This is a genomic window from Bacteroidales bacterium (assembly GCA_014860585.1).
Lineage (GTDB): Bacteria > Bacteroidota > Bacteroidia > Bacteroidales > 4484-276 > RZYY01.
The window spans coordinates 1-20,368 of record JACZJL010000041.1 but is presented as its reverse complement, the minus strand read 5'-3'; the positions used below and the strand labels follow the sequence as shown (position 1 = coordinate 20,368).

The 20,368-nt window shown below is 44.2% G+C and carries 14 protein-coding genes; 8 read left to right on the top strand and 6 right to left on the bottom strand.

Features of this window, described 5'->3' with window-relative positions:
• Positions 1–59 precede the first annotated feature (59 nt).
• From IH598_04840 to IH598_04830, 3 genes are all read right to left on the bottom strand, one after another.
• Complete coding sequence (locus tag IH598_04840; protein ID MBE0637825.1) at positions 60–5,459, bottom strand: PKD domain-containing protein; 5,400 nt, start codon at positions 5,457–5,459, stop codon at positions 60–62.
• A gap of 303 nt (positions 5,460–5,762) precedes the next feature.
• Positions 5,763–6,770 (bottom strand): hypothetical protein, encoded by a 1,008-nt coding sequence (locus IH598_04835; GenBank protein ID MBE0637824.1) that lies wholly within the window; start codon positions 6,768–6,770, stop codon positions 5,763–5,765.
• A gap of 152 nt (positions 6,771–6,922) precedes the next feature.
• Entirely contained in the window at positions 6,923–7,675 is a 753-nt protein-coding gene (locus IH598_04830; GenBank protein ID MBE0637823.1) for a glucosaminidase domain-containing protein, read from the bottom strand.
• Positions 7,676–7,943: 268 nt separating this feature from the next.
• Between IH598_04830 and IH598_04825 the strand changes: the two genes are divergently transcribed.
• From IH598_04825 to IH598_04810, 4 genes are all read left to right on the top strand, one after another.
• On the top strand, positions 7,944–8,624 hold the full coding sequence (locus tag IH598_04825) for a zinc metallopeptidase (protein MBE0637822.1): 681 nt from the start codon (positions 7,944–7,946) through the stop codon (positions 8,622–8,624).
• A 165-nt stretch (positions 8,625–8,789) separates the two neighbouring features.
• Complete coding sequence (locus IH598_04820) at positions 8,790–9,413, top strand: redox-sensing transcriptional repressor Rex (GenBank protein ID MBE0637821.1); 624 nt, start codon at positions 8,790–8,792, stop codon at positions 9,411–9,413.
• 1 nt (position 9,414) lies between these two features.
• The gene (gene ade, locus IH598_04815; protein MBE0637820.1) at positions 9,415–11,088 is read left to right on the top strand and encodes an adenine deaminase; all 1,674 of its coding nucleotides are present in this window, start codon (positions 9,415–9,417) and stop codon (positions 11,086–11,088) included.
• A 94-nt stretch (positions 11,089–11,182) separates the two neighbouring features.
• Complete coding sequence (locus IH598_04810) at positions 11,183–11,476, top strand: winged helix-turn-helix transcriptional regulator (GenBank protein ID MBE0637819.1); 294 nt, start codon at positions 11,183–11,185, stop codon at positions 11,474–11,476.
• 22 nt (positions 11,477–11,498) lie between these two features.
• Here IH598_04810 and IH598_04805 read toward each other — a convergent pair whose 3' ends face one another.
• Complete coding sequence (locus IH598_04805; protein MBE0637818.1) at positions 11,499–13,289, bottom strand: Ig-like domain-containing protein; 1,791 nt, start codon at positions 13,287–13,289, stop codon at positions 11,499–11,501.
• 110 nt (positions 13,290–13,399) lie between these two features.
• On the opposite strand from IH598_04805, the gene IH598_04800 reads away from it, so the two are divergent.
• The 4 genes from IH598_04800 to IH598_04785 all read left to right on the top strand — a co-directional run bounded on the left by IH598_04800 (position 13,400) and on the right by IH598_04785 (position 18,920).
• On the top strand, positions 13,400–15,346 hold the full coding sequence (locus IH598_04800; GenBank protein MBE0637817.1) for a T9SS type A sorting domain-containing protein: 1,947 nt from the start codon (positions 13,400–13,402) through the stop codon (positions 15,344–15,346).
• 135 nt (positions 15,347–15,481) lie between these two features.
• Positions 15,482–16,228: a 2,3-diphosphoglycerate-dependent phosphoglycerate mutase gene (gpmA, locus tag IH598_04795; protein ID MBE0637816.1), complete on the top strand. Its 747-nt coding sequence runs from the start codon at positions 15,482–15,484 to the stop codon at positions 16,226–16,228.
• Between the two features lie 101 nt (positions 16,229–16,329).
• Entirely contained in the window at positions 16,330–17,049 is a 720-nt protein-coding gene (locus IH598_04790) for a serine/threonine protein phosphatase (protein ID MBE0637815.1), read from the top strand.
• 401 nt (positions 17,050–17,450) lie between these two features.
• Positions 17,451–18,920, top strand: a complete 1,470-nt coding sequence (locus IH598_04785; protein ID MBE0637814.1) for a DNRLRE domain-containing protein — start codon at positions 17,451–17,453, stop codon at positions 18,918–18,920.
• 283 nt (positions 18,921–19,203) lie between these two features.
• On the opposite strand, the gene IH598_04780 is transcribed toward IH598_04785, so the two are convergent.
• Both IH598_04780 and smpB read right to left on the bottom strand, forming a co-directional pair.
• Positions 19,204–19,752: a DUF255 domain-containing protein gene (locus tag IH598_04780; protein ID MBE0637813.1), complete on the bottom strand. Its 549-nt coding sequence runs from the start codon at positions 19,750–19,752 to the stop codon at positions 19,204–19,206.
• A gap of 93 nt (positions 19,753–19,845) precedes the next feature.
• Positions 19,846–20,292 carry an SsrA-binding protein SmpB gene (smpB, locus tag IH598_04775; protein MBE0637812.1) on the bottom strand — a complete coding sequence of 149 codons (447 nt, stop codon included), beginning with the start codon at positions 20,290–20,292 and terminating at the stop codon, positions 19,846–19,848.
• Positions 20,293–20,368: the final 76 nt, after the last annotated feature.

The following is a 20,368-nucleotide window of genomic DNA, read 5'->3' as shown; positions in this document are numbered from 1 at the left end:
CCAGCTCTAAAACAGGTTAAAAATAGTGTCTTCGTTCGAAAGTAAAACGAAAACCAAATTTACTCCAGCACGATCTTCCTAAATTGCACTCCTGAGGCGGTGAAAACCCTGACCAGGTAAATTCCCCGTGCATGATTAGTAAGGTTGATGGCCACAGTTTCTTCACCACTGAGTTCGATATCAGCCACAAGGCGGCCGTCGGGATGGGTTACTGAAATCCTACGGACGTTACTGACACCTTTGATGTTGAAAAGGCCGTTACCGGGATTGGGATAAAGGCTGAACACCTCAAACGGGTCAGCGTCAGCGCTGTCACCCGTGGTCAAACTGATACCGGTGATGGCTGAAAGGCCGCCGGAATTATACAGTCCCTGGTCAGGCATTGATTGATCCCAGGTGATTTGCAGGTCATAGGAAAGATTGGCAGAAGGCCGGAAAAGCTTAAAAGTCAGCAGTTCATTCTGGACAAGGCCAACTTGTTTTTCACTTGTGAGGTCAATTCCCCAGGCAGGAATAGCCATGTTTTTTGACTGGTAATCAGCCCATCCGCAGCAATCACCCGCAGTATTGAAAACTCCCAGGATATCACCCGCCACCAACGAACCGGTTGCCTTTCCGGTAACAGCTATTGTATGTACCGACGGTGTTGGGCTGCAAAGTGTCCAGGGTACTTCCGGTTGCATATTGAAATCCGGCAAAGCTGTTTTAAAGTTGCTTTCTGCCGGGCATTGGGGGAAAGTCAGGGTGAAGTTGGAAGTGGCAACCACGAAATAGGCATTACCCGGGATCAAATATTCAAGTGTATTGATCCCATACAATGGCCAGTAAACCTGAGTGCTGGTAATGTTGCGCACAAGTAGTAATTTATTGAGGTGGGGGGCAAATAATGCCTCAGTTTCAACCTCGCAGGGAACAAGAACCGCAAGATAGCTGGTTCCTGCGTTAACAAGCTGATTTTTACTGGTGATGAGATCACCGCCAAATTCCAATGTGGCACTGTTTTCCATTTTGATAGTGTAGCCGGTATTTGTCCAGGTATCAAGTGAATGGATGTTTTGTCCAGGCCAGAACATTCCATTAAAGTTATACAGGATAGTCAGGTCGCCCAGAATACTGGCAAAGAGCTGGTCGAAATCAGGATCATAAGGTATAACCGGACTTGAGATGCCGCTCCATCCTTCAGGAATATTGACATTAAACAGGGTACCGGCATAAATGTCCGAAAGCGCCGAAAGTCCCATGGGAAGAAAGTTTCCCTGGTTGGGCGCCATCGGGTCGTAAGTTGGGGTGGCATCGAAATCCCTATTATGGCTATAAGAAAACACTTTCCATTTAAACGCTTCATTAAAAGCAAAACCATCCTTTAACGGAGTGAAAAACTGGTCGCCATAAGCCATCACTGCGATGTTGGATGTGCCGTTCCATTGGGTGGCGCCGCCACATTTTAAATTACCATAGGTATCAGTGTAAAATGCTCCAACATAATCACCAGGAGCAATTGGAACGTCCAAAATACGCGGATTGGCCTGCAAAGGCACGGCAATAACATGTTGTGATCCGGTAATGACAAAATCCCAACCTGGAGGAAACAATGGAATCACTTCCAACACTTTGATGTATTTCTGTCTGAAAATCTCCGATTGGCCGTTGACGCCAGATACAGTCAGTTTCACATCAAATTCCCCAGTCTGGTTAAATATCACTACCGGGTTTTTCTGGTAAGAAACCGAAGGTGTTCCTCCCTGGATTTCCCAATTCCAGAATGTAGGATCTCCGCTGGAGAGATCATAGAAGTGAACGACATCACCTTTATAGATTTGTGTGGTATCTGCTATGAAATTTGCTATTAGCGGATTATTTACCTGCACGGTGATGAAATCAGTTTTGGCCTCGGTGTCCGATCCGAATGCATTGGTCACAGTGAGTGAAACATTGTACACCCCGGGCGTATTGTACACCACCGCCGGATTCTGTGATGAAGACGACGCCGGGGTTCCGCCCGTGAACGACCAGCTCCATGATGTGGGATTGTTGGTCGAAAGATCGGTAAAATTCACCGACTCACCGGCATAAATTGTTGTGGCCGAAGCGCTGAAATCTGCTACTGGCATAGGAACAACCTGCACGGTGATGAAATCAGTTTTGGTCTCGGTGTCCAATCCGAATGCATTGGTCACAGTGAGTGAAACATTGTACACCCCGGGCGTATTGTGCACCACCGCCGGATTCTGTGATGAAGACGACGCCGGGGTTCCGCCCGCGAATGACCAGCTCCAGGAGGTGGGATTGTTTGTGGAAAGATCGGTAAAATTCACCGACTCGCCGGCGTAAATTGTTGTGGCCGAAGCGCTGAAATCTGCTACTGGCAAAGGAACAACCTGCACGGTGATGAAATCAGTTTTGGTCTCGGTATCCGATCCGAACGCATTGGTCACAGTGAGTGAAACATTGTACACACCGGGCGTATTATAAACCACCACAGGATTCTGTGATGAAGACGACGCCGGGGTTCCGCCCGTGAACGACCAGCTCCAGGAGGTAGGATTGTTCGTCGAAAGATCGGTAAAATTCACCGATTCGCCGGCGTAAATTGTTGTGGCCGAAGCGCTGAAATCTGCCACTGGCAAAGGAACAACCTGCACGGTGATGAAATCAGTTTTGGTCTCGGTATCCGATCCGAATGCATTGGTCACAGTGAGTGAAACATTGTACACCCCGGGCGAATTGTACACCACCGCCGGATTTTGGATGGAAGAGGACGCCGGGGTTCCGCCCGTGAACGACCAGCTCCAGGAGGTAGGATTGTTTGTGGAAAGATCGGTAAAATTCACCGATTCGCCGGCATAAATTGTTGTGGCCGAAGCGCTGAAATCTGCAACAGGTTCCTGACTTAAAAGATAATTAACAGTGACAGTCCATGTGTTGTTATCTACTTTGTTATAAGTCGTATTGCACCCCGACCCACCCCAGGTGCGCCCTGCATGCAACTGGAACTGGATATTCCCTCCACCGGTTACTCCGTTTGCAATCGTCAGTCCTGTTCGGTTATAGGCCTGCGCTCCTGTGGAATTGCCTGTACCGCTGAAAAGAACAGATTCGGAAGTTCCACCAGGTGAAACACAGCGTAGTTGTGATCTTTGCTCTGATTTCCAGCCATTGTTACGGGCAGTCATCTGGTAACTTACATCCACCGAAGTAATCTCTGCACCTGCCGGAATAGTAACAGTCAGTGATCCAGGACATGAAGATGAACCGGGGAGGGATTGAAAATTGTAATCAGTGGAAATATCTCCGGCTGTGTATGTTCCACTTGACGAAAATGACAGTTCATTTACTGTAATATAGTCCACTTTTGTCGCAGTATAGGTTCCATCTACGGTCAGACTTACCGTTTTATTTCCGGTTGTGTAATAAACTACAGAATGAGGTCCCTGCCCAGTTGCTGTGGAAGGATTCGCCCCTGCTCCGAAATTCCACAACCAGGAATTAAAAGTTCCACCTCCCGATGCATCGGTGAAGGTAACCGGGATGGTTAACATGGTCGTGGTTGGATTTGCCTCAAAATCAGCAAACGGACCACTCAAAGTTGTGGCATTGGTTGAAAGTCCGACTGAGTACTCATTGGTCAGATTGTAGGAAAAGGCTTTGTAATAATAGATTGTGGAACCATTGAGATTGGTATGCGAAAACGAAGTGTTACTCCCACGGTACAGCACTAATCCTCCGCCTGTTATAGGGTCACCATTTTTATAGATTACGCCGTCGGTAGGGTCTCCAAAAATCCCATTCCACGACCAGATGACCATTACACTGTTGTTGTCCGGATTTTTGGTCCATGAAAGGTTGATCTGGCTTGAACTTACTGTAGTTGCGGTAAAACTCTGCGGGTTGGCAACACTGGATATCACCGATTGAACGGCAAGCAATGCCGAATGGGCGTTAAGCCTTCCTGTGCCAAGTTTTCCGATAAACGCAGGATTCACCCCGTAATGGTTATCGGTGGTCGTACGAATGAAATTTGCAACTTGTGTGGAGGAGAGTTGGCCATAGCCCAGTGAAACCATTAAAGCAGCCACGCCGGATGTATGGGGGCAGGCCATTGAGGTCCCCTGGTAATAACCGTAACTATTTCCCGGGAGTGTACTCAACACACCGCGGGCAGTAACCGAGTTGGTTTCACCTCCCGGTGCTGAAATATCTATCCAGGTATCATAATTTGAATACCATGCTTTAATGTCCTGGTTATTTGTGGCAGCAACCGAAAAGGACCCTGAATAATAGGCCGGATACCATTGACCTGAAGAATTGTCGTTTCCGGCTGCAAAAATGGTTATTCCTCCTGTCATGACATCTCCACCACCATTCAAATTGAAGTAATCAATAGCATCGAGCACCGATTGATCATAAACACCCTGATTGGTATAGCTCCAGCTGTTTTGTGAAATGGCAGCACCATTGTCGGCAGCATAAACTGGCGCCAGGTGAAATCCGCCGTTGCTGGTTGTAGTGAATACCTGGCACGACATTAACCTGACACCGTCGTTTGAGCCTGATCCACCCGCCACACCTGCCACACCAACGTTATTATTATTGACGGCTGCAACCGTTCCGGCTACATGCGTACCATGATTATGAGCAGTAACTGTGGAACTGCCGGTAACAAAATTATATCCTATACCTGACCACATATTTCCGGCAAGATCTGAATGTGTGTAATCAATTCCGCCATCAATAATGGCCACGATCACATCGCTGCTTCCTTTTTCGATGTCCCATGCTTCCTGAAGGCTGATGTCGGCGCCGGGAGTTCCGCCTTGTTGTCCGGTATTGTTGTAGTGCCACTGGCTGGTATATTGAGGATCATTGGGAGTCCAGCGGAGACCGGAAGTCGCATCCGGGTATTTTTCCGGCTCTGGATTGTTTGGTGAAAGTTGATCAACAACAAGTCGTTTGCGGTATTCAGGTTCAGCAATTTCCACCTCTTTTAATGCAGAAAATCGCCTTACAGCCTCAAGCACATCAGTTTTCTCATCAACGATCAGTTCAAACCAAAGATGAAAACCCCAGGCCTTGTGTCTTTCCTGAAATTCGGAAGACCTGACCCCGGTTTCGTAAAGTCCGGCAAACAACGGGTTGTATGCCTTTATTTCAAAAGCCTGATTTACCGCATCAAGGGAAGGGATGCCAGTGATAACATAACCCGCCGGACCAGAATGAAAGGGTTGATCTGGCATCAATCTTTCAAGACCTGCCTTTAGTTTGATCTTCAGTTTCCCCGGTTCATAAGCATCTGACGGAACGTTGTTCAGATCAATCGGCGGACGCTCACCTAAAACCACCATGTAATGATCAGGCCTGATCCCCGAAAAGTTTTTACTGTTTTGACCTGCAATGTAAACAGTAGGCAAAAAATGAAGAAGGATAAAAAGGATGCAATAGATTGTAAATCTCGTTTTCATAGTAGTAAAATTGAAGATAGTTTGGCAAATTCTCCGAAGAACACATTATAAAGCAACAGTCTGCAAATATCAGTAAAATTTGTTTTGTAATAAGTTTTTTTCTGTTAAATCCCGTTGGGCTTTCACTGTTTATGGTAAGGGTAGCAATTTTGTTACTCAGTATGTAAAGGCCAACCATTCAATCAAATGCAGATTTCTCCTATTTGATTTTCAATGTGCTGGATTAAAAATAGACATTTGAGACAGTCTCATTTGAGATCATTGGCTATTCTATGACTTACGGCATAATTCCGGTCTGAAAGATTACCTCTTTACTGTGCCCTGGCAAGCGGGGAAGGTAATCGTTGCAGGCTGATTGAGTTTGATCAAGTAAGCCTTACCGGTTTGAAGCATTTCCAGCGTGTTGATACCCATGGCAGGCCAATACAGTTGGAATCCGCCGATGGATTTTACAAGATCAATTTTATCATTTATTACCACGAAAAGCGCAACCACATCCACATCACAAATGCTCATCACAGGAAGATAACTCCATCCTTCCGGCAGGCTGATGGTCCGCTCGCCAGGTATTCCGGAAACCTCGAGCGTGGCATCGTCAGCCATTTTCAATTGAGCTCCAAACGTTGGCCACCAGTAAGGGAAGGTGTTGATTTCCTCCTCCGGCCAATAAATGAATTCAGCGTTTTGCAAAATAATCAACTGGTCTTCGATTTCAGAAAAAATACCTGTCACATCCTGATCCAGCGGATTAAACGGCAATGAAAAGCCGCTCCAGCCTGCAGAAACATCAATCTGAAGGGTTAGAATTGCATCCAGTTTCAAGATTTCGCAGAACAAACCTCCAAACGTTCCGTTAGGATTGCCGGAGTTTGGGTTGTATGTTGCAATGGCAGGATATTCGAGCATGGTTACATTGTCAAATATCCGCCATATATATTTTTCCCCAGTATTGAATCCATCTTTTTCTGGCGTAAAATTATCATTACCAAAAGTTGTCAAAATCATTGATAGGTTGTAATCATACTGGCAGGCGCCGCCACATTTTTCAACTCCAAACTCATCGGTATAAAATACACCAAGCCAGCTTCCTTCCGGAGGTTCATCTCCATAAATTGAAATGATTGCATAATGGGGAATTAGTATTGCACTAACAAGCCATGTGATTGTGTATTCCCACCCGGGAGGTAGTGATCCTGACTGGACATTAGCTCCGATATCCGTAAAGTCTTTGATGTTTTGACCCGCAATGTAGGTGTTGGGTACAAATAGCAGGATGAAAAGGATGCAGCTTATTGTAATTCTCGTTTTCATTATTGTAAAAATTGAAGGTTGAAGATAGTATTGTAAATTCTTCGAAGAATACAAATCAATGCAGCAGTGTGCAAATATCGAAAAAGTTTGTTACTTAACAGCCGGTTTTTACAGATTATTGAAAAAAGCTATTGATCTTGAGGCTGAAAATATCATTGGGAAGGTTTCTGCCGGATAAAAGCCTCTAAATCCTCTGGCAGGTAATTTTTCATCACCTCGTGCAACATCCTGATGTATTCTCTTCCTATTTCTGAGTAATTATCCAATGTTTCAGCCAATTCAAGGGGGTCAGGTTCAGTTCCGTTCATCCGTTGTTCCCCTCTCATCTTTCTTAACTTTTTATAGGCATTTGCCGTATTAAGATTTAGCATGTAATCCTTTACGCTTTCTGTAGCTGTAGGATATTTTCTGTGCCAGAAAACCGGGGAATGCACGCCATGCGGAGGTATGCCGCAATCCTTTTTAAAACATCGCATCCCGAAATAATTATTTGCTTTTTTGGCTAAATAGGACTTTCCCCAGCCTGACTCAATTACAGCCTGTGCCATCACCAGTTTGTCGGGGATCATGTCAACATGAATCAAAAGACTGTCAATCCGTTGCTCAAAGTCAGACCGCGTGAGCGATTGTTGAAAATACAGGGAATCAAACTTGTAAAATCTCCCTAACTGGTTAAGCCAATGCAGGTGATTGCCAAAACGCAAGGCAAACCAGTGCCTTTCACGCAACCATTGTAAATGGGTACGTTGAGATATTATGTAAGAGTTTTCGGCATGAACTATCGGATAGAATGTTGTAATGAACAATTCGTGCTCATCCATCAACGGTCGTCTGGTTGCAATTTGTTCTTCTTCTTTCTGATCTATACTATAGTTGCAGGAGACCATGAGGAATAACAGGATCAAAATGAATGGGATCTTTAATTTTTTAATTTTGATTCTCAATGTGAGGTAACCTGGTAATAATTTTAGATCTGATTTACCTTGCAAACATAGCATAAATTCTGTACTTTGAACCCATGACGTGAGGATTACAATTGTGTTTTCCTAACCAAAATCTGACAAATTTGAACTAATTTCTGCATTTGGAAGTTAATTTGCCGATCGAAGCTGCTGGCAGAGTTTTTGATAGCGAGCCAAATGCATTTTAAATCATTTTTAAAAGAATAAAATTATGATGTCCTATTTGCTGATTTTCGGAGTTTTCATGCTGTTAAGCTGGATGGTTCAAAGCCGTTTGAGAAACCGTTTTGCAAAATATTCAAAAATCCCCCTCCCTTCCGGACAAACCGGAAGTGATATTGCAAGAAGTATGTTAAGTCAGAATGGCATAACCGATGTATCGGTAAAGTCAGTTCCCGGAGAGTTGACCGATCATTACAATCCGACGAACAAAACCATCAACCTGAGTCCAGAAGTATTCAACGGGCGTAGTGTGATGGCTGCGGCAGTTGCCGCTCACGAAACCGGCCATGCACTGCAGCATGCCCAGGCCTATGCATGGCTGCAGATGCGTTCACAATTGGTTCCCGTTGTCAGTATCAGCTCCCGATGGATGCAATGGGTGCTGCTGGCCGGCATCCTGACTATCGGGATATTTCCTCAGTTGCTGCTTATCGGCATTATCATGTTTGGGCTAACCACCTTGTTTAGTTTTATCACCTTACCGGTAGAATTTGATGCATCACGCAGGGCGTTGGTGTGGCTCGAAGGTACCGGAATGACAAGGGGAGAACAGCACGAAATGGCCAAAGATGGGCTAAAGTGGGCTGCAATGACCTATGTTGTTGCTGCGCTGGCTTCACTCGCAACCCTTGCCTATTATATCATGATATTTTTAGGAAGAAGAGAATAGCGGGGAAAAACCTTTTTGAAAGAGCTGCAAATCCGCATTTGTGGCTCTTTTTTATTTCCCGGAACTTTTATTTTCAACTTATTATTGAGCATTTTTTACCCCGTTTTTCTTGTGCTACTCAATATTGTAGTAAGTTTGCACTGAAAATGAAAAAAATCTCAATTCATGCATTTACCTGATAAAACCATTGAAAGACTAAGTCAATACCGCAGAAATCTGTTGATGACCCTGGCCGGCGGAAAAGAATTCATTTTTTCGCACGAAATAGCCCAACTGCTTCACATTACGCCCGTTCAGGTGCGGAGGGATATTATGCTGATCGGCTATAATGGCACATTGCGCCGGGGGTACGATGTTAAGGAACTGATCGAACTGATCGGGAATATCATCGATACCGAAACAGGTCAGAATGTCTGCATCATGGGGCTCGGTAACCTTGGAAAAGCTATCCTGAAATATTTTGGCGGTAAGCGACCTAAACTTAGAATTGTTGCTGCATTTGATGTAAATACCGAAAAAACCGGTAAACTTTATGCCGGGGTGCCTGTTTATCATGTAGATGAGTTGGAAAGTAAGATGAAAGAGCACAACATTTCGATAGGGATCATCACCGTACCCGTGGACAAAGCAGTGGAAACTGCCGATCACCTTGTGAAGTCGGGAATTAGCGGGATTCTGAATTTTTCCTCAAAACCGCTTAACCTGCCAAATCACGTTTACCTCGATGAGTACGACATGATCACCTCACTCGAAAAAGTGGCCTATCACACAAAAAAAAATATGCAGTGACATGAAAACCCATGATAAATTCCAGGTTTCAGGAAAGATTGCTGACCTTCGGAACGGCAGAATTTTTTCCGGAACAATTGATATTGAAGACGGAAAAATCAAAGCAATCGCCGAAACTGATCATGTTCCTGATCAATATATTTTGCCAGGACTGATTGATTCGCATGTGCACATCGAAAGCAGTATGCTGATCCCCTCTGAATTTGCACGACTTGCAGTGGCACACGGTACGGTTGCCACAGTATCCGACCCACACGAAATTGCCAATGTCATGGGTATCGAAGGGATAAAATACATGATCAGTAACGGAAAAAAAGTCCCCTTCAAATTCTACTTTGGGGCGTCATCCTGCGTACCTGCAACTGCATTTGAAACTGCCGGCGCCAGCATTGGAACTGACGCGCTGGATGAGTTGCTTGGCTCCGGCGAGATTAAATACATGTCCGAAATGATGAACTTTCCGGGTGTGTTGTTCAATGATCCGGAGGTGATGGCAAAAATTGCCATTGCGAAAAAACACAACAAACCCATCGATGGCCATGCTCCCGGTCTGGTGGGGGAGGAGGCCAGGAGGTATATCCAGGCAGGCATCACCACTGATCACGAGTGTTTTACAATGGAGGAGGCTTTGGAAAAAATCAAATGGGGAATGAAAATTCAGATCAGGGAAGGAAGTGCGGCAAAGAATTTTGATGCACTGGTCGATCTTTTGGATCAATACCCTGATCAGGTGCTGTTCTGTTCCGACGACAAACATCCTAATGACCTCGAAAAAGGTCATATCAACGAGTTGGTCAAAAGGGCAATCGCCAGGGGACACGATCCGATGAAAGTTCTGCGTAGTTGCATCCTTAACCCCGTTGAGCATTATGGCCTTGATGTCGGGTTATTGCGTGTGGGTGATGACGCTGATTTTATTCTTGTGGATAACCTTCAGGAGTTCAACGTCCGGGCTACCTATGTTCAGGGAATGAAAGTGGGCGAAAATGGGAAATCCCTCATTGAATCCGTTCCGGAGAGCGCACCAAATGTTTTCAATGCAGAAAAGATTTCGACCGAAGATATCCGTGTTCCGTTTCAACCCGGTAAATTACAGGTTATTCAGGCACTCGAAGGGCAGTTGATCACTAAAGCGATGTCGGTTGAACCAAAGATTAAAAACGGCAATGTGGAAAGTGATGTGGAGCGGGATATTTTAAAACTGGTGGTTTACAACCGTTATCAGGCTGCCAGGCCTGTTGTTGCCTTTATCAGCAACTTCAACCTGAAAAGCGGCGCCATGGCTTCCACAGTTGCACACGACAGTCACAACATCATAGCCATCGGGACCAATGATGAAGACCTTGTAAGGGCAATCAACCTGCTGATCGAAGCCAAAGGCGGGGTTTCGCTGGTGGATGGAGATCAGGAGGAATTACTGCCGCTCCCGGTTGCCGGACTGATGTCGGCTGGTGATGCATATAGGATTGCCGCTGCTTACGACAAGCTCGACAGACTGACCAAAGAAAAAGGCTCCACACTCAGGGCGCCTTATATGACCCTGTCGTTTATGGCATTGCTCGTAATTCCGGAATTGAAGCTCAGCGACAAAGGCTTGTTCGACGGAGCAAGATTTGCATTTACTCCATTATTTAGTGACAGCCAGAAAACTTTTAATGTTGAAAATCATATTTAAGTTGTTTTCTGACAGTCACTATTTAAAAACTAACTAAATTACATATTTACCCATTGTGAATATGTTTTTTTGATAGTTTTGCAAAAAAAATCCAATGGATAAATTACATCTCGACCAGGAAAAACTCGAAATGGCTGCCGGTAAACTTCGAGCCATTTCCCATCCCTTAAGAATTGCCATCCTCGATATGCTCCATGACAACCCTATGAGTGTTACAGAGATTTTCGAAAGATTGAGTATTGACCAGGCTTCGGCGTCACATCATTTGAACATCCTCAAAAACAAGGGGGTGCTGACAAGTCAGCGACAGGGGAAAAAAATCATGTACTCACTGAAACATCAAACCCTGACGGAGATCATAGATTGCATTAACCGTTGCCACGATTGAGTCGATCCAACCCTCTGAAGTTTTACTCGATTACCCATTGTTCCTCGATATCCCAGTTGGGTCGTACCTGTAGCTCCGCCGGATAGAAAAATACCTCCTCAGGTTGCCGCTTTTCGATGTAGTCGCCTGTATCCCAGCGACGGTTTGGCCATGCATCCCGGATCGCTTTTAACCGGTAAATAGCCGGATTCAGCAATTCAAATTTTACTTCTCCCGACCGGTGCACATAGTGCTCCCTGATGATCTTATCCTTGATATCAAGCAATTGCAGGATGTAAGGATGATTTTCGTCTTTGATCTGCAAATCAATAAACAGGTTGCCATATTCATTGAGTCCTTTAGTCTTGAAAACAATGCGAACTGAATCGTTGGTCAGTCCGTAAATGTCGGTTAGGATTGAGTCCGGGAAAGTAAAATCGTAAAGGGTTTCTTCATTCAGCCGTTTTTCAAGGATGAATTTTCGCCGGATGCTGTCCAGAGGTGCGAATGGCGCCCCAATGATGGTATCGTTTCCTGCAATCATCAATATATCAGAAAAATCAAAGCTAACCAGGGGGTTTTCAAAAGTTAGTATCAATGAGTCCGTTAAATCTAATGTGCGACTTTTAACATTACCTGCTACCGTCAGTCTTTGGGGTTTAACCGGCTCATCAGCGTCGCGTCTGCGTTGGGTCGTTTTTGTTTCTTTCTTTTCCGGAATGACAATCTGAATGGTATCGAAAACCGTATCGGCTAAACTGATCTTCACCTGTAGGGTATCAAACTCCGATCTTGTTAGCCAAACCATAAGTGAATCCTTACGGGAGTTCAGTTCTTCGATTTTCCAATCCCCCTCAACTTGTGGTTCTGATAGCTCGATTGAAAGGTTTTGTGCCGGGTGTCTGAACACAAGGCGGAATTTTGGCGGGAGAAGTCCGTCACCGCTGAGCAGTCGCTGTGTAGAGTCCACATGTTGAAATAGCCGGAGCGGATAATAGTTTTTGTACAAATCCCTGACGATTATTGAATCCCTGACCATTAAGGAATCATTGCCATCTGAAACAGGTTCAGGCTCAATGGTCAATGGTTTTTCAGGGATTACCAGTGTATCGGCAAATGCAACCTCCTCGTCAGGAATGTCGAAGAGATAGTTGCTGTTCATGTCATTCAGGGCAAAAAGTTTCATCGGCTCATTCCTGAGAAATTGCAGCCTGTAAATCCCGTTTTTATCTGTTTTGGTAACATACAACGGCCTGACTGACATGGGTAGTGAATCTACCGGCACAGTATCATTTCCGATGGAATACAACATGACAAAAATGTTTTCTTCGGGCAAACCGGTAAAAGCATTCGCCACTTCCCCCGCAACCGATAGGGAGTCGAGGTATTCCCCGGTTGAAAAAACATAGAGAAAATCGGTGAGCGGATTTTCTTCGGTAATGTCAACGATGGCGCTGCCAAAGAAAATGGAGTAGGTTGTGTTGGGTAACAATTCTTCTTTCAGATCAATAATTACGGTCTTTCCGCGCAAACGGTACTCTGGTCTGACTTTCATGGGCGGAGAGATCAGAATTTGCTCATTGGCCTGCTTTAGCTTCACAAATTCGTTAAAGGTGAGTTGAATGGTGCTCTGATTAAAACTTGTGGAAAAATTTAGTGGTTCGCTTCTAACCACAACCGGCGGTTCTGCGTCTTTTGGGCCTCCACCGGGAGAAACCTGGCTGGCACAGCCAAACAATAGCATGAAGCCAAATCCCACTAAAAATGCAAAAGAAAATGATTTGATCACTGCAACGAAATTTGTGCAAAGATGCAAAAAATGGCGGTGTTTCATTCATTTTCCTAATTTTGACCGTCAGAAAAAATGAATGACCGGCTGCTGACAAGTTCATTTTGCACAAATATCCGGTTTGGTTGTTTACTCTTCGGACTAATTGTTTTAAGATGAAAAAACTGATAATATCCCTGTTACTGCTCATCGTTTTGTTTACGATTGATCCACTATTCTCTCAGAACTACATTTTTGAGGACAATACCGAACTGATTGCCAGAAACCGAAGCATGCAGTTTAAAAATTTCAACCGGCAACAGCCATCCCGTGCCGGAGTGAATATTGATGTGACTTACACCCGTTTTGAGTGGGAGATTGACCCGGCTGTCCGCTACATCATGGGAAATGTTTCCAATTATTTCCGGGCTTTGGAAAATGTTTCATCAATAATACTGGAACTGAACGATAATATGATGATCGACTCAATCATTTTCAGGTCAAATCCCTTGACATGGAACTACATCTCTGATTTTGAATTTTCTGTCCACCTGAACTCAACTGTGCTGGCAAACAGCATCGATTCATTAACAATTTACTACCAGGGTGAACCTGTCATCGAAAGTGGTTTTGGGTCTTTTGAGCAGGCAGAACACAACGGAGTACCCGTCATATGGACGTTATCGGAACCTTATGGCGCCAGAGACTGGTGGCCCGGAAAAAATAATCTTTCTGATAAGATTGATTCGGTTGATGTGGTGATCAGAACTCCTTCACAATATAAAGCTGTAAGCCATGGTCTGTTAAAAGCCGAAATCCCGGACGGTGATCACACGATTTATCATTTCGGCCATCGCTACCCGATAGTGAGCTACCTGGTGGCATTTGCTGTGACCAATTATGCTGTCTTTACCCAGCAAGCCTTCCTGTCGGAAGGTGTGGTTCCGATTGTCAACTATGTTTACCCTGAAGATTCCGCCATGATTGCTGACATGGTAGTCAACACCCCCGAAATGATGCAGCTATTCGATACATTGTTTTCTCCTTATCCATTCAGGAACGAACTCTACGGCCACGCCCAGTTCTCGATTACCGGCGGTGGCATGGAGCACCAGACAATGAGCTTTATGGCGGGATGGGGTCACGACCTGCGCGCTCACGAACTGGCACATTCATGGTTTGGTAACATGATCACCCTGGCTTCATGGCACGACATCTGGATCAACGAAGGTTTTGCGACCTACGCCAACGGACTTTCGTTCGAGCACATGTACGATGGATACTGGTGGCCAATCTGGAAGGACGTAACACTCGGTAAAATTCTGGCCGCCCCGGACGGATCTGTTTATGTGCAGGACACCACATCGGTTCCAAGGATTTTCAGTTCACGACTCACCTATCACAAAGGCGCATATTTGCTGCACATGCTGCGATGGATGATTGGCGATGAAGCCTTTTTCACGGCCATTCGCAACTATGTAAACGACCCACAACTGGTCTATCGTTTCACCACTTTTGAGGATGTGAAAAACCACTTCGAAAATGCCAGCGGCCGCGATCTGACTTCTTTTTTCGAAAAATGGTATTACGGCGAAGGTTACCCGATTTATGGAATTGATATGTTAAACCTTGTTCAATCCAATGAGTTGCAGGTAACTATCCATCAGGAAACATCCCATCCTTCAGTAGATTTTTTTGATATGCCGGTTCAAATCAGGTTATATGGCCAAGGACAGATCATGGACCTGGTTTGTTATCATACTTTTTCAGGGCAGCAATTTGTTTTCGATGCCCCAGCCTTTTCAATTGATTCGGTTAAATTTGACCCCGACAGGTGGCTGATTGCTGAATTAGATCACATTTCGTTAGGTATCACCGAAAATGACCCTCATGAGATACAACTATCCCCAAACCCTGCAAGCGGTTACATCGAATTCATGATTCCGGATCGCCAGGTTGAGGAGATCACAATTATTGATGTTAGCGGGAAAGAAGTTTTCTCCACGCCGTATTCGGTGATCAATGAAAAGATTAAAATTGATGTGGATCATTTCCCGAATGGCATTTATCTGCTAAATGCAAAAACTGACTACGGAAGTTATGTGGGGAAATTTGCGAAGTGATCCTGTCAAACCTTTCCAGAGATCCAAACTTTTTCTGCTCACAGGCAATACGTTTCAATATTTAACTGTTGCAAACGTTAAGCTACCATCGAGAATCAAGATAAAACAGTTCAATAATCAATAATTTTTCAACGTATGAAAAGATTAGTATTGCTGCGGCATGGCGAAAGCCAGTGGAATAAGGAAAACCGGTTCACCGGGTGGACAGATGTTGATCTGACTGCAAAAGGGGTGGAAGAAGCCAAAGAAGCCGGCAGAACATTAAAGGAAAAAGGCTTTGAGTTTGATATGGCATTTACCTCCTATCAGCGTCGCGCCATCAAGACGTTATGGCTGGCACTGGAGCAGATGGATCAGATGTGGATTCCTGTGCAGAAAAGCTGGCGGCTCAACGAGAAGCATTACGGCATGTTGCAGGGGCTGAATAAAGCCGAAACTGCCGAGAAATATGGCGAAGAGCAGGTGCTTCTGTGGCGCCGAAGTTTTGATGTACCCCCGGCGCCCATCCCCGAAGAGGATCCGCGCCACCCGAAGCACGACCCACGCTACAGGGGTCTTTCGCCTGATGAAATCCCTGCCACAGAATCACTCAAAGAGACCATTGCACGAATGATCCCTTACTGGGAAAACAGCATCAGACCTGCTTTGCAGAAGCAAAGTCAAATCCTGGTATCGGCTCACGGAAACAGCCTCCGTGCTGTAGTTAAGTATTTAAAGAAGATGAGCGAAGAGGAAATCATTAAATTTAATATTCCAACCGGAATTCCTTACGTTTTCGATTTTGATGATGACCTCAACCTGCTGAAGGATGAATTTATCGGCGACCCTGAAGTGATCAGGCAGTTGATGGAAGCCGTTGCCAATCAGGCGAAAAAGAAATAAATATTCATTTTTAAAACAGAAAATGATCGGGTGCAGGCCGTGGAAAATTTCGTGGCTTGCATTTTTATTTTACATTTGAACCCTCAAAATCAACTCCTGCTATGAAAAGATGGGTAATTCCCGACCTGCATGGTTGTGTAAAAACGCTGCGGGCACTTGTCGAAAACCAGATCAGGCCCCAGGGCACAGATGAGATTTATTTGCTGGGCGACTACATCGATCGTGGCCCTGATCCGAAGGGCGTCCTTGATTTTATTATGGGTTTGCAGGAGAAGGGACTGAATATTTACCCCTTAAGGGGAAACCATGAGGAGTATATACTGCTTGCACTCGAGAACCAGCAAAACTTGAAAAGAAAATTTTTCTTTTTCAAAGAACGCAATAAACTGTTCGAGGAATGGATGCGCAGTGGGGGTTACGCCACACTGAAGAGTTTTGGGATCGAACGCGTAGATCAGATTCCTGAAAAATATGTAGAATGGATTCGTGGACTGAAGTATTTCTATGAACTCGATCAGTATGTGCTTGTGCATGCCGGAATCAACTTCTACCGTAAAGATCCTTTCGACGATTTACATGCCCTGCTATGGACAAGTTCCTTTACTCCCGAACCCGAAAAAATTGGTAACCGGACAGTCATTCATGGGCATGTGCCGGTCAGTCTCGAATTTTTAAAAACCATACTTTCCGACCCCAACAAAAGGTATATTCCCCTCGACACCGGTTGCTATCATCCGAATAAGCCCGGGATGGGTAATTTGGTTGCCCTCGAACTGAATTCACTCAATTTGCTCATACAGCCGAATATCGAGATAAGCTGAGCAGAATAGAGCATTCTTTAAGATCAACTTCAATATTCTCCATGGAAGTTCCATGCGTTTCGCTTACGCTCCAGCCTGCTTCGAGGCATAGTCACCTCGTGAATGATTTCAAGCGACCACCAAACTTTCAAATTTGGTATCTTTTTCGGGTAATTCACGGGGTGACTTCAAAGTTCTGTCAATTGGTATGCACCCGTCAATATCTTATTTGGCGTTTTTCAGAAATGCAACTAAAAGCTCCCCTTAAAAGTAGTTTTGAACTGGGAACAATAGCTGACTTTTCCCGAATATACTATCGAAAATTCTGAGATTTTCTTGCAGAATTTTCGTTTTGTGAATTTATAATGCTTATCTTTGGCAAAAAATATTCAATACTTTTCAAAATCCAAATAAATACTGATATGAAAAGTTTAAAACCAAAATTTGGACTCTTTCTGTTTATTGCATCTTTAATTGCCGTTTCCATCAATGCCCAGGTAGTAGTTATTTTACAACCCAACGCCGAAGAGGGCAAGGATGCAAGAATCCAGAATGCCCTGCCAAATACCAATATGGGCAGCAGTTTGTTTTTTCATGGTCATGCCGGAACTATTCATGGTGAATCGTTTATCGATCGTTGTTTGATTGAATTCGATCTGTCCTCCATTCCCACAGATGCTACTGTACTTGATGCTTCCCTTTCCTTATATGCGAATACCACTTTTGGCGGACATTCAACATTGACAGGAACCAACGCCTGCTGGCTCGAAAGGATAGTAAACCCCTGGGTGGAAGATGAAGTCACCTGGGCAAACCAACCAGGCACAACCGTTGATAATCGTGTCACAATCCCTTTCTCAAATGAATCCAACCAGGATTATCCAGATATAAATGTTACTGAACTGATCAAAGATATGATCGCTTATCCTGACAATAGTTTTGGCATGATGATAAGATTGCAGGTTGAAGAGCAGTACCGTAGTATGACTTTTTATTCAAGCGATGCCGCGAATGAAAATTTACGCCCAAAATTAACAATAACTTATCATCCTGGCCTGTTGGTTGATACCTGTATCGTTCTCAAGCCTGATGCAACTTACGGGAAAGATGCCAGGGTGCAATCCAGGCTTCCAAACACGAATATGGGCAACACCCTGTTTTTTCATGCCCATGCCGGAACCATAGATAACCAGCCATTTATTGATCGTAGCTTTATTGAGTTCGACCTTTCGTCAATCCCGGAAAATGCATACGTACTTAAGGCTACCATGTCGTTGTTTGCCTGTACACAATTTGGAGGCCATTCTACCCTGAGTGGAACCAATGCCTCATGGATACAAAGAATCACCTCCCCCTGGCAGGAAGATGAAATTACCTGGAATGATCAGCCTGCCATAACAAATACTAACCGGGTTGCCATTCCATTTTCAACAACGAGTGACCAGGATTACCCAGACATTTTGGTAACGAGGCTTGTTAGAGATTTACTCAATGATTCTGATAATGGATTTGGTTTTAGAATGTGTTTACAGGTTGAATCATTTTACCGCTATATGGAGTTTTATTCCAGCGACGAAACCAACCCACAATTTCACCCTGAACTATCAGTCTGGTATACACTTAATCCATACGTTGATATTTTTGAGCAAAGTCAGGATAACATTTCAATTTATCCAAACCCGACCAATGGATTGGTTAATATTGATTTGGCAGATCATCCCATTCATTCTGTTGAAATTTTCAGTGCTGCAGGGAAGCTATTGATAGTGAAAACTGTTGATCAGATGAGCCGTAATCTTTCTGTAAATTTGTCAGGCTATCCTGATGGATTGTATTTTATGAGGTTTCACAATGAGGAGGGAACAACCATTAAAAAGCTGTTAAAGCAGTAATTGTACCTGGTGATCGTTCCTTTTTCTCAGATTAGTTAATTAAGGTCAGAATAAAATCAGCATTGGCTTCTGCCTAAGCTGGTCTATTTTTGCAGGCTCATGCCTGCTGATCCATTATCTGCAGCAGCGTTCTGTTGTGTTGGAAAAAATAGTCTGTCAGAAAAAAATGATAATTTTTATTGTTTTAACGGAGAGACAATTAATGTCTTATTTCTACTGTTGTGTATGGTGTCTGCAGGCTGATGACTGCTGACTTTTTCCGGTTGCATTTTACAGAAAATCGTTAATAACTCCCCTTAAAATTAGCTTTGAACTGGTCGAAGGTTTGGTCTTTATAGGCCTCTTGGGCAATGAAATGGAGCACCGGTTCCAGTTTGTCGGGCGTATTGTAGCCTGGCAGCACGGTGATCAATTTAACTTCCTGATCTAAAAATGCAAACGAAGGATAGGAAAGTCTTTTGTTGAGCAGTGATATGGCCAGTTGATGGGTAGATCGTTTTGTGCCCGGATTGGGATTTACATAAGTCTGCTCATTAATCGTGACCGGCGCTGAGGACTCAGCATCAAACTTCACCGGCCAGAAATTCTCATTCAGGTATTTGGCAATCACCGGGTCAGTAAAAGTATTGGCATCCATCTTTTTGCACCAGCCGCACCAGTCGGTGTAAACATCAATAAAAAATTTCTTTTTGTCTTTGTCTTTTGCTTTGTTGTTCAGCGCAACCGCTTCTTCGATGGAATACCATTTAACCTTCGGTGGTTCCTGGGATTTGATTTGCTGGGGAATAATAAGGAAAAAGACTGCGATTGAAAGTAAAATCAGGTTTTTCATAGAATTCAATATTTAAATTTTAGATTTTGTTCTGATAAACGCAAAACCGATACAAAGATTGATTGTTTGGAAAAAATTGAATAAAAAGTTTTGTTAATACTCCGAGCGTTCAATGTCTCTGGCAACATCTTTTTTCTTGATGGTTTCACGTTTGTCGTAAAAGTGCTTTCCTTTGGCCAGCGCGATCTTCAGTTTAGCCAGCCCTTTCTCGTTTACAAACATCAGCGTGGGAATGATGGTAAATCCCTTCTCATTCACCTTACCCTGCAATTTCTTTAATTCGCGCCGGTTGAGCAGCAGCTTGCGGTCGCGTTTTGGCTCATGGTTGTAAATGGTTCCCTGCGTGTAAATGGCAATGTGCATCTCCTTCACGAACATTTCGTTGCCCTGGAAAATACAGAAAGCATCGGCAATGTTGGCCTTGCCCGCCCTCACCGATTTAATCTCAGTGCCGGTAAGGATAAGACCCGCAGTATATTCTTCAACGAGGAAGTACTGGTAGGATGCCTTTTTGTTCTTTATCTCGATAAAATTTGCCATAGCGGTTGCAAAAGTAACAGTAAAGATGGATTTGGTTTAAAATGAGGGAAAATAGTTGGCAGTCGGCAGTTCGCAG

Bases quoted from the DNA above. Each gene is read 5' to 3' on its own strand.
- IH598_04840 (MBE0637825.1), bottom strand. From the start codon at position 5,459: ATGAAAACGAGATTTACAATCTATTGCATCCTTTTTATCCTTCTTCAT.
- IH598_04835 (MBE0637824.1), bottom strand. From the start codon at position 6,770: ATGAAAACGAGAATTACAATAAGCTGCATCCTTTTCATCCTGCTATTT.
- IH598_04825 (MBE0637822.1), top strand. From the start codon at position 7,944: ATGATGTCCTATTTGCTGATTTTCGGAGTTTTCATGCTGTTAAGCTGG.
- IH598_04820 (MBE0637821.1), top strand. From the start codon at position 8,790: ATGCATTTACCTGATAAAACCATTGAAAGACTAAGTCAATACCGCAGA.
- ade (MBE0637820.1), top strand. From the start codon at position 9,415: ATGAAAACCCATGATAAATTCCAGGTTTCAGGAAAGATTGCTGACCTT.
- IH598_04810 (MBE0637819.1), top strand. From the start codon at position 11,183: ATGGATAAATTACATCTCGACCAGGAAAAACTCGAAATGGCTGCCGGT.
- IH598_04805 (MBE0637818.1), bottom strand. From the start codon at position 13,289: ATGAAACACCGCCATTTTTTGCATCTTTGCACAAATTTCGTTGCAGTG.
- IH598_04800 (MBE0637817.1), top strand. From the start codon at position 13,400: ATGAAAAAACTGATAATATCCCTGTTACTGCTCATCGTTTTGTTTACG.
- gpmA (MBE0637816.1), top strand. From the start codon at position 15,482: ATGAAAAGATTAGTATTGCTGCGGCATGGCGAAAGCCAGTGGAATAAG.
- IH598_04790 (MBE0637815.1), top strand. From the start codon at position 16,330: ATGAAAAGATGGGTAATTCCCGACCTGCATGGTTGTGTAAAAACGCTG.
- IH598_04785 (MBE0637814.1), top strand. From the start codon at position 17,451: ATGAAAAGTTTAAAACCAAAATTTGGACTCTTTCTGTTTATTGCATCT.
- IH598_04780 (MBE0637813.1), bottom strand. From the start codon at position 19,752: ATGAAAAACCTGATTTTACTTTCAATCGCAGTCTTTTTCCTTATTATT.
- smpB (MBE0637812.1), bottom strand. From the start codon at position 20,292: ATGGCAAATTTTATCGAGATAAAGAACAAAAAGGCATCCTACCAGTAC.